Genomic DNA, 10,149 nt, shown 5'->3' with positions numbered 1-10,149 from the left:
GTCACCAACACCACCAACACCTTCACCGACGGCACCGGCGTCACCATCTCCCGCGGCTGGTGACCACCCCGCCACCGGCCCGTCGGGTCGACCGCACCGGTCGACCCGACGGGCCGGTGCCGTGTCCGCCCGGCGACGCACCCCGACCGGCCGGCCGGCCGGGCAGCGGGCGGCCGGGCAGGCCGCGGCCGTAGCTGCGCGCCCGTCCATAATGAGTCCCGCGTCCCCCGGTCCGGGGGGGGGGCGACCCGCCCGAACGGCGTGGACCGACGGCGGGGGGACCGCACCATGGCGACGCTGACCGCGTACCTGAACGAGCGCATCAGCCGGATCAAGGGTGCGGAGTACCGCATCGACCCCCGGATCGACGCCGGGTACCTCACCTCGGTGGTGCTCGAGCGGGGACTGATGCGGGTGCGTGGCCGCCTGCGGTTCCCCCTGCGCGCGCAGCCCCCGTTCGTCGGCGCGGGCGTCCGGGTCCGGTGCCGTCGGCGACTGCGCCTCGGCGCCGGCGTGACGCTGGGGCACGGGAGCCTCATCGACGCCCTGTCGACGCACGGGGTGACCCTCGGTGACAACACGTCGGTCGGGCGCAACACCCGGATCGAGTGCACCGGCAGCCTGCGGTCGATCGGGAAGGGGCTGCGGGTCGGGCGCGACGTCGGTCTGGGCACCGACAGCCTGTACGGGTGCGCGGGCGGCATCTCGATCGGTGACGACACGATCATCGGGAACTTCGTGTCGTTCCACTCCGAGAACCACCGGATCGACGACCGGCGCACGCCCATCCGGCTCCAGGGGGTGACCCATGCCGGGATCACCGTCGGCTCGGACTGCTGGATCGGCGCCCGGGTCACCGTGCTCGACGGGGCCCACATCGGCGACGGCTGCGTGATCGCCGCCGGCACGGTGGTCACGGCGGGGGAGTACCCGTCCGGCGGCATCTACGGCGGTGTGCCGGCCAGGCTGCTGAAGAACCGGGACTGACCGCGGCGGCCCCGGTCCCCCGGGAGTCTCAGCCCAGCGCCCGCATCTGCCCGTACCAGTTGCGGGCGGCGGCCAGCAGGATGCCGACGTTGACCACCGCGAGCGCGGTGTACGCGACGACGAAGACGGGGTGGGCACCGAGCAGGACGAACAGCACGCACAGCAAGCCGTAGTCCGCGGGCAGCACGACCACCGAGCGCAGCGCCGGGGCCGTCTCGGTGACGGGCCGCGGCGGGGGGCGCACGCCGGCCGCCTTGCGCAGCTGCTCGGTGAGGATGACGGCGAAGAAGAACACCGACGTCTGCACCGCGAACAGCAGCGGGACCAGCAGCAGCCGCTCGTCCGGCAGGTCGAACCAGCGGTACCAGGACACCAGGACCGCCAGGTGGATGCTGGCGGACTTGGTGCAGTCCACGACGTGGTCGAGCCACTCGCCGGCCGGGCTGCCCCCGCCCCGCAGGCGGGCGAGCTGCCCGTCGGCGGCGTCGAAGGCGTAACCGGCCATCAGCAGGGCGGCGACGAGGACGCCCGTCGGCACGGTCGCCGGGAGGACGGCGACGAGCAGGACGCCGCTGAACGTCAGCGCCGCGCTGACGGCGGTGACCTGGTTGGGCGTCCGTCCGAGGCGGTACGCCACCGCCGCCAGCAGCCGGCCGGCCGGGCGGTTCACCCAGCGGGAGTAGGCGGGGGCCCCGCGGTTGCTCTTCTGCGCCCGCGCGAGACGCGCCACGATCTCGCTCAGCGGCTCGGTCGACGGGGACTGCTGGACGGGAGAGTTCACTGCGGGGCACCTTCTCGTGCGGTCGCGGCCGAACCGGGGGCGGCTCGGGACGTGCGGGGACGCACCGGCCGGCCGGCCAGTGCGCGGACGGCGATCGCCAGCCCGGCGAGGGATCCGCGGACGACCGCACCGACCGGCGCGACCGGGTGCAGCAGCTGCCGACGGCCACCGCGGAGCAGGACGGCGCGCGCATAGGGGATGGTGCGTACCGACCACCGCAGCAGGTCACGGCGGGACAGGTGCTGGGCGGCGAAGAGCAGCCGGTTGCGGGTGTTCCAGTAGTAGTAGGTCGGGGACTTGCCCGTCGCCGCCTGGGTGCCCCCGACGCTGTGCACCGCCCGGACGTCGGACCGGACCGCGAGCCGACCTCCCGCCGTCCGGCAGCGCCAGGACAGGTCGATGTCCTCCCAGTACAGGAAGTAGTCGTCGTCGAAGCCGCCCACCGCGTCCCACAGGTCGGCGTGGACCACGAGGCACGTCCCGGCCAGCCACGCGTCGTCCGGGTGGTCCGCGACGCCCTCGCTGAGCCGGGTGCGCCCGTGCGGGACGTCGACCCAGGCGCCCCGGAACCACGGCGAGCCGTCCGGGTGCGTGATGGTCGGTGTCACCAGCGTCAGGGGCTCGCGGCGGACGTCGTCGACCAGCGTCGCCAGCCCGGCGACGGGGATCGACGCGTCGGGGTTGAGCAGCAGGAAGACGTCGTGGCCGGCGTCGCGCGCGCGAGCCACCCCGGCGTTCATGCCGGCCCCGAAGCCCACGTTGCGGTCCATCTCGACCACCGTCCAGCCGTGGGTGCCGGCCAGCGCACGGAGCCGGACCCGCTCGTCGGGCGTCGTGACGTTGTCGACGACGACCACCGGGACGCCGGAGGCGCCGAGGTCGGTGCCGGCGAGGTTCTCGGCCAGCAGGTGGCTGGAGCCGTAGTTGACCACCACGACCGCCGTCCCCGCGAGGTCAGGTCGCATCTGCGGTGCCGTGCTCATCGTCCCCTCCGGTGGCGTGCGGAGCCGAGCACGCGGACGACGTCGAGCACGTCGCGCCGCACGGCGGGCACGGCGGTCGCGACCGCGTAGACGGCGACGGCGGTCCCGGCGGCGGCGGCGACCTCCGCGACCGGTGCCAGGTCCAGGGCCGCCGTGACCACGCCCACGGCGACGCCCGAGAGCACACCGACGAGCAGGACGCGGATCGCGCCCAGGCCGAGCGCCCGGGTCGGCAGCGGGGTCCGGCGCGACAGCCACCACAGCGACAGCGGCCACTCCAGCGACGCCGAGAGCGCGATGCCGCCGGCCACGCCCACGGGACCCCAGGTGCTGCCGGCGACGATGCAGGTGATCTTCAGCACCGCGGTCGCCACCGAGTAGCGCAGCAGGTCGCCCGTCAGACCCCGCGCGAGGTACACCCAGTAGCCCACGTAGGCGAGCGTCTGCATGCCGCTGGCGACCGCCAGCAGCTGGAGGATGGGCACGACCGGGAGCCACTGCGCCCCGAGCGCGAGCCGGACCACGGGCTCGGCCGCGCCGACGGCGACGCTCATCGCGGCGACCAGCGTGTACCCGAGCACCACCTGTCCCCGCCGGACGTAGTCCCCGAACCGGTGGACGTCGTCCTGCAGGGTCGACAGCACCGGCAGGGCGACGGTCGTCATGGGCGCTCGGAGCTGGGTGACCGTGGTGGTGAGCAGCTGGTACGCCCGGTTGTAGTACCCCAGCGGCCCGCTGCCGAACCGGGTGCCGATGATGAGCGAGTCGACGTTGTTCGCGACGTAGCCCACCAGGCCCGTCGCCACGAGGTTGCCGCCGAACCGCAGGAACGGCCGCATCGGCGCGTGACGGTCGGGGCGCCCGGGCAGCCACCCCGCGCTGACCCCCAGCACGACGAGCAGCACGACCGCCTGGGTGACCTGCTGCCCGACCAGGGCCCAGTACCCGGCGCCGCCGGCCGCCAGCGCGATGCCGACGCCCAGCGCGACGGCGGGGGCGCTCACGTCCGCCGCCGCCAGACGGGTGAACCGCAGCGACCGCACGAGGTCGGCGCGGTACTGCGTCGCCATCCCGTTGAGCAGGAAGGTCACCGCCAGGGCGCGGGTCATCGGCGCGAGGTCCGGCTCGTCGTACACCGCCGCCACCAGCGGGGCGCCCAGGAACGTGATCAGGGCGAGGCCGGCGCCGATCCCGGAGTTGATCCAGGCCAGGTTCGTGCGCTGCCCGCGCGTGAGCTGCTTGCTCTGGATCGCGGCGGACGACAGCCCGAAGTCGCGCAGGATCTCGCCGACCCCGATCACGGCCAGCACCATGGCCAGCAGCCCGTAGTCGTGCGGCGTCAGCAGCCGGGCGAGCAGCACGACGGACAGGACCTGCACGCCGATGCGGGTCACCTGGCCGGCCATGGTCACCACGCCACCGCGCACGGCGCGTCGACCGAGGCCCGGGGCGCCGCGGTCGGCGCCCGGCTCCTGGCCGGTCCTCGGGTCGATCGCCGGACCCCGGTTCACGAGGGACGGTGCCGACGGGGTGCCGACGCGCGGGCGTCCGGTCGGGTTCCGGCTGGGGTCGGCATGGGGCTCCGTGGGGTGGTGGCGTGCGGTCACCGATGCCCGACGGCGCGCTGGGGCACGTCGGGGGGGCCGCACCGTGCGCGAGGACGGCGGTCCGCAGACCTCGGCACCGGTCCAGGCGAGGATAGTGGGCAGGACGGGCGGGCCCGGCAGGAGCAGTCGGGTGAATTGGCCTGTGCCCGGCCCTGTGCCGGTGCGGGGTCCGTACTGTTGACCGTGCCGGGCGGCTCCGACAGCCGACGAGGGGTCGTGCGACCCCCGGCGACGGCGGAAGGACAGCACCAGTGAGCGAGCGCAGCGGGGCGATGAGCATCGCCCTCGCGGGCACGCGCGGCGTGCCGGCGAGGTACGGCGGCTTCGAGACCTGCGTCGAGGAGGTCGGGCGGCGACTGGTCGACCGTGGCCACGACGTCGTCGTCTACTGCCGCTCGTCCGCCGGTGAGGGTGACCGGCCGTCCACCTACCTGGGCATGCGCCTCGTGCACCTGCCCGCCGCTCGCCGGCGCTCGCTGGAGACCCTGACCCACACCGGCCTCTCGGTCGGCCACCTCGCGGCGAACCGTGTCGACGCGGCGATCGTCTTCAACGCGGCGAACTCGCCGTGGCTGCCGGTGCTCCGCGCGGCACGGATCCCGGTCGCGACCCACGTCGACGGGCTGGAGTGGCGGCGTGCGAAGTGGGGCCCGGTGGGTCGCCGCTACTACCGGTTCGCCGAGAGTGCCGCCGTGCGCTGGTCCGACGCCCTGATCGCGGACGCCCAGGGCATCGCGTCGTACTACACCAGCGCTTTCGGGGTCCCCACCTCGCTGATCACCTACGGCGCGCCGCTGCTCGACGACGCAGGTCACGACCGTCTCGACGGCGTGGCGCTGGAGCCCGGCCGCTACCACCTCGTCGTGGCTCGCTTCGAGCCGGAGAACCACGTCCACCTGATCGTCGAGGGCTACGCCAGGAGTGCCTCCACCCTGCCGCTGGTCGTGGTCGGGACCGCTCCCTACGCCGACGAGTACACCCACCGCGTGCACGCCCTGGCGGACCAGCGGGTGCGGTTCTTCGGCGGGGTCTGGGACCAGACGCTGCTCAACCAGCTCTACGCCAACGCCCGGACCTACCTGCACGGGCACTCCGTCGGCGGGACCAACCCGTCGCTGCTGCGCGCCATCGGCGCCGGCACGGCGGTGTCCGCGTACGACGTCGGCTTCAACCGTGAGGTGCTGGGCGCCGACGGCCGCTACTTCCGGACGCCGGACGACGTCGCGGCCGCGGTCGACGCGTCGGACGCCGACCTCGAGGGGACCGAGCTGCGCGCCAAGGCGCTGCGGCGACGGGCCGAGGACTACGACTGGGACGTCGTGACCGACCAGTACGAGGAGCTCTGCCGCGAGCTGCGGGCTCGACGCACGCCGGGCCCGCAGTCGCACCGGCGGCGTGCCGACGGCGACGCCTGGGAGACCGCCGCGCTGCCTCACGTCGAGCGGACCGCGGGGTGAGCCACACCGACCCCGAGGTGGCCGCCCGCCCGTCGCGGACCCGTGCGCTGCTCATCGCCCTCGCCGCTGTGGTCCTGGTGGTGGCCGTCGCCCTGACCGTGTGGCGGGCGACCGCGTCGCCGGACGCGGCCCCCGGTGCCGCACCGGACCCGTCGTCGTCGGCGACGACGGAGGCGACGCCGTCCCCGACCGGCGCGCCGACGCCGTCCCCGACCGGTCCGCCGGCCGGGTCGCCGGCCCCGGAGGCATCAGCAGGGGCAGGGGCGGTCGACCCGGCCGCGCCCGCAGCGCCGGCCGACGGGCAGGTCCCGGCGTTCGCGGACCCCGTGCCGAGCGAGATCGAGAGCCCGGTGGACGTGACCGAGGGCGTCGCGGTCACCGTGTCCGCCCTGGAGGCCGTCGACGGCGACGGCGTCGGGCCCGGCGAGATCGACGGTCCCGCCGTGCGGTTCACCGTGAGCGTGGTCAACAGCACCTCGCAGGAGGTGTCCTTGACCTCGGCCGCCGTCAACGCGTACTTCGGCGAGTCCCTGACGCCGGGCATCCAGCTGAGCGGCTCCGGGGCCCGCGCCCTGCCGGCCGCCGTGCCCCCGGGCGGGACGGTCGACGGCGTGTACGTCTTCCTGCTGCCCGAGGACCGCACGCCCACCCGGGTCGAGGTCTTCTCCGTCCCCCAGGCCGCGGTCGTGGTGGCGCAGGCACCGACCCCCGCGGGCTGACCGGGCCGCAACCGCGCTCAGCCCAGCCGACTTCACCCGGTGCGGGGTCCGTTTCACCCCGAGCGGCTCTGCTCCACCGAGGACGGCGTCCTTATCATCATTCCTGGACCGCTGCACGCGGATTCGCTCGTCACTCGGACAGGAACCCCATGCGTCAGCACCGTCCCCTTCGTCGACGGCTCGCAGCCACCGTGACCGCCGTGGCCCTCGGCGCCCTCTGCGCCCTCGTGGCCCCGGTGGCGGCGTCCGCCGACACCGCGCCCTCGGACCCGGCGCTGCCGGCGACCGTCGCCGCCGACGCCCTGCCGACCGTGCAGATCGACGGCGTGGTGTGGGACCAGGAGATCGTCGGCAACCGGGTCTACGCCGTGGGGAACTTCACCACGGCCCGTCCGGCGGGCGCAGCCCCCGGCACGCAGACCGTCACCCGGACCCACATGCTGGCCTACGACCTGACGACCGGTGCGCTGATCACCTCGTTCGCGCCGTACTTCAACGCGCAGGTCCGCAGCGTGTCGGTCTCTCCGGACGGGCGACGGGTGTACGTCGGCGGGGAGTTCACGCAGGTCCGCCGCAGCCAGAGCACCGCCGACCCGCTGGTGACCCGGGAGCGGGTCGCCGCCTTCGACGCGGTGACCGGCGAGCTGCTCGCGTTCGCTCCCCGGGTCAACGCCCGCGTCGCGGTCGTCGAGGCGACGAACGACACCCTCTACGTCGGCGGGATCTTCTCCGCCGTGGGACCGGTGGCGCGCGTCCGGGTGGCTGCGCTGAACACGACGGTCACGGCCGGCACGCCCCGGCCGTTCACCGCGACGCCCGGTGACGGCCAGGTGAACGCGATGGCGCTGTCGCCGACCGGGGCCAGCATCGTCATCGGCGGGAGCTTCACCACCGTCAACGGCACCGGGGCGCCCGGGTACGGGCTGGCGAAGCTGCGCACGTCCGACGGTGCGCCCGAGGCGCTGCCGGTCAACAGCCTGGTGCGCAACGGCGGGCCCAACTCGTCCATCTACAACCTCTACGGCGACGCGACCGGCTTCTACGGGGTCGGCTACGTGTTCGGGTCGGGAGGCAACCTCGAGGGCGCCTTCTCCGCCGACTGGGACGGGACGCTGCGCTGGCTCGAGGACTGCCACGGGGACTCCTACGACATCTACACGTCCGGTCCGGCGACCTACACCGTGGGCCACCCGCACTTCTGCTCGACGTTGGGCGGGTACCCGCAGACGGAGCCGTGGACCTCCTACAACACGAACACCTTCACGAACTTCGAGACCCGCAAGCTGGGCCGCAACCCGTACAGCGGCTACTTCAACTTCCAGGGACAGCCCGGCCCGTCGCTGCTCAACTTCTTCCCCACGTTCACGGCCGGTGCCGCGACGGGCGCCTCCCAGGCGACGTGGACCGTCACCGGGAACGGCCGCTACGTGGTCTACGGCGGCGAGTTCACCAAGGTCAACGGGACCGGGCAGCAGGGCCTGGTGCGGATGGCTGTCGACACCGTCGCGCCCAACGCGCAGGGTCCGCGCGTGTCCGGCGCGGCGTTCAACCCGCGCCTGCAGGCGACGAGCTCGGGCTCGGTCCGGGTCGTGTGGCCGGGCAACTGGGACCGGGACAACCGGACCCTCGTCTACCGGCTGTACCGGGACGGGAACACCTCGGTGCCGGTCTTCGAGCGCACGGTCACCGCCGCGTTCTGGGAGGTCCCGCAGCAGACCTTCACCGACACCGGGCACGCACCCGGCTCCACGCACACGTACCGCATCACCGCGACCGACCCCAAGGGGAACGTCGCCCGGTCGCAGTGGGTGCCGGTCACGACCCCGGCGGCGGGCAGCGGGCAGCCGTACCTCGCCCGGGTGCTCGACGACGGCGCCACGTCCGTGTGGCGCCTGGGCGAGGCAGCGGGGACGGTGGTCTCGGACTCGGCCGGCTTCCTCGACGGGCAGGCCGGCGCCGGGGTGACCCGCGGGCAGCCGGGCGCGGTGGTGAACGACACGGACACCGCATCGACCTTCAGCGGCACGAGCACCGGCACCACGTCGACCCAGACGTCGGTGCAGGGGCCGGACACCTTCACGCTGGAGGCGTGGGTCTCCACGACCACGGCGTCGGGCGGCAAGATCATCGGCCTCGGCAACCGCTCCACCGGCCTGTCCACCGGCTACGACCGCAACCTGTACATGGACAACCTGGGCCGCATCTTCTTCGGGGCCAACCAGGGCGGCGCCCGCACCGTGAACAGCCCCCTGCGGTACAACGACGGCGGCTGGCACCACGTCGTGGGAACCGTCGGTCCGACCGGGATGACGCTCTACGTCGACGGCTCACCGGTCGCCCAGCGCGCCGACACGACCGGCGGTCAGTGGCTCAACGGCTTCTGGAGGATCGGCGGCGACAACCTCAACGGCTGGCCCAGCCGTCCCAGCAGCAGCTACTTCCGGGGCCAGATCGACGAGGTCGCGGTCTACCCGACCGCGCTGAGCGCCGCACAGGTCCTCGACCACTACACGGTGGCGACGTCGCGGACGGCGCCGAACCAGGCACCGGTCGCATCGTTCGCGACCCAGGCGGCCGATCTGACCCTGGCGGTGGACGGGTCCGCGTCGTTCGACCCGGACGGGGCCGTCGCACGGTCCGTGTGGGACTTCGGCGACGGCACCGGTGCCACCGGTGCGACCGCGTCGCACACCTACGCGGCGGCGGGGACGTACACGGTCCGGCTGACCGTCACGGACGGCCAGGGAGCCACCGGCACGACCACCCGCTCGGTGACCGTGACCGCGCCGCCGGCCGGCGGTGAGCTCGTGATCGACGACTTCGAGCGGTCGCTGACCGCCGGGTGGGGCACCGCCTCGCGGGGCGGACCGTGGACCGCGTCGCCCGGCAGTGCGGTCGTCGGCGGGCAGGGGAGTCACGTCCTCGGCAAGCCGGGCGTCCTGATGACGTCGTACCTCGGTCAGGTGTCGTCGACCAGCGCCGACGTCCAGCTGACGGTGGGGGCCGACAAGGACGCCGGCGCCGGCACCCAGATCCTGTCCGTCGTCGGCCGCCGGGTCGGTACCGCGGAGTACCGGGCCCGCGTGCGCCTGGGTGCGGGCGGCGCGGTGAGCCTGCAGGTCGAGCGGGACGCCACCGCGCTCCAGGCCGTGTCCGCCGGGACCTATGCGCCGGGGGAGCGGCTCCGCGTGCGCCTGCAGGTCACCGGCACGTCGCCGACCACGCTGCGGGCGAAGGTGTGGAAGGCCACGGCCGCCGAGCCGGCCGGCTGGCAGGTCAGCGCGACCGACGCGACGGCGGCGCTCCAGGCCGGCGGCAGCGTCGGTGTGACGAGCTACCTGTCGGGCAGCGCGACGAACGCCCCGGTCGCCGTCACGTGGGACGACCTGCGCGTGACACCCGCCGACTGACACCTCCGGACACCTCCGGGGCGGCGGACGCACCGGACCGGACCGGACGGACCTCCATGGCCAGGTGACCTCGTGACGAACGAGGTGACCTGGCCATGGTCGTCCGACCGCTGTGCCGACGCAGGAGCTACCCGGATGGCCGGGGGGCACCCGTCTGGCTCAACGGTCGTCCTTTCACCCGGACCGACCCCTAAGAAGCCGGATG

At 74.1% G+C, this 10,149-nt stretch carries 7 protein-coding genes; 4 read left to right on the top strand and 3 right to left on the bottom strand.

Annotation, left to right across the window (positions count from 1 at the left end; translation table 11 throughout):
- Positions 1-288 precede the first annotated feature (288 nt).
- Positions 289-987 carry a DapH/DapD/GlmU-related protein gene (locus Q0840_RS11265; RefSeq protein WP_298459559.1) on the top strand — a complete coding sequence of 233 codons (699 nt, stop codon included), beginning with the start codon at positions 289-291 and terminating at the stop codon, positions 985-987.
- 28 nt (positions 988-1,015) lie between these two features.
- Here Q0840_RS11265 and Q0840_RS11260 read toward each other — a convergent pair whose 3' ends face one another.
- The 3 genes from Q0840_RS11260 to Q0840_RS11250 are packed head-to-tail and all read right to left on the bottom strand — an operon-like array spanning position 1,016 to position 4,262.
- Complete coding sequence (locus tag Q0840_RS11260) at positions 1,016-1,768, bottom strand: CDP-alcohol phosphatidyltransferase family protein (protein WP_298459558.1); 753 nt, start codon at positions 1,766-1,768, stop codon at positions 1,016-1,018.
- Positions 1,765-2,751, bottom strand: coding sequence for a glycosyltransferase family 2 protein (locus tag Q0840_RS11255; protein ID WP_298459557.1), 987 nt, complete (start codon positions 2,749-2,751; stop codon positions 1,765-1,767). The genes Q0840_RS11260 and Q0840_RS11255 overlap by 4 nt, the downstream gene beginning before the upstream one ends.
- Positions 2,748-4,262, bottom strand: a complete 1,515-nt coding sequence (locus tag Q0840_RS11250) for a lipopolysaccharide biosynthesis protein (RefSeq protein WP_298459556.1) — start codon at positions 4,260-4,262, stop codon at positions 2,748-2,750. Before Q0840_RS11250 ends, Q0840_RS11255 begins: the two co-directional genes overlap by 4 nt.
- A gap of 368 nt (positions 4,263-4,630) precedes the next feature.
- Here Q0840_RS11250 and Q0840_RS11245 point away from each other — a divergent pair, with 368 nt between their 5' ends.
- From Q0840_RS11245 to Q0840_RS11235, 3 genes are all read left to right on the top strand, one after another.
- Positions 4,631-5,815, top strand: a complete 1,185-nt coding sequence (locus tag Q0840_RS11245) for a DUF1972 domain-containing protein (RefSeq protein ID WP_298459577.1) — start codon at positions 4,631-4,633, stop codon at positions 5,813-5,815.
- The gene (locus Q0840_RS11240) at positions 5,812-6,534 is read left to right on the top strand and encodes a hypothetical protein (RefSeq protein ID WP_298459555.1); all 723 of its coding nucleotides are present in this window, start codon (positions 5,812-5,814) and stop codon (positions 6,532-6,534) included. Before Q0840_RS11245 ends, Q0840_RS11240 begins: the two co-directional genes overlap by 4 nt.
- Positions 6,535-6,734: 200 nt before the next feature.
- Positions 6,735-9,944, top strand: coding sequence for a LamG-like jellyroll fold domain-containing protein (locus Q0840_RS11235; protein ID WP_298459554.1), 3,210 nt, complete (start codon positions 6,735-6,737; stop codon positions 9,942-9,944).
- The last annotated feature ends 205 nt before the right edge of the window (positions 9,945-10,149 follow it).

The sequence above is a fragment of the uncultured Cellulomonas sp. genome, from assembly GCF_947494015.1.
In the GTDB taxonomy this organism is placed as follows: Bacteria; Actinomycetota; Actinomycetes; order Actinomycetales; family Cellulomonadaceae; genus Pengzhenrongella.
This window is presented reverse-complemented; position numbering and strand designations above follow the sequence as displayed.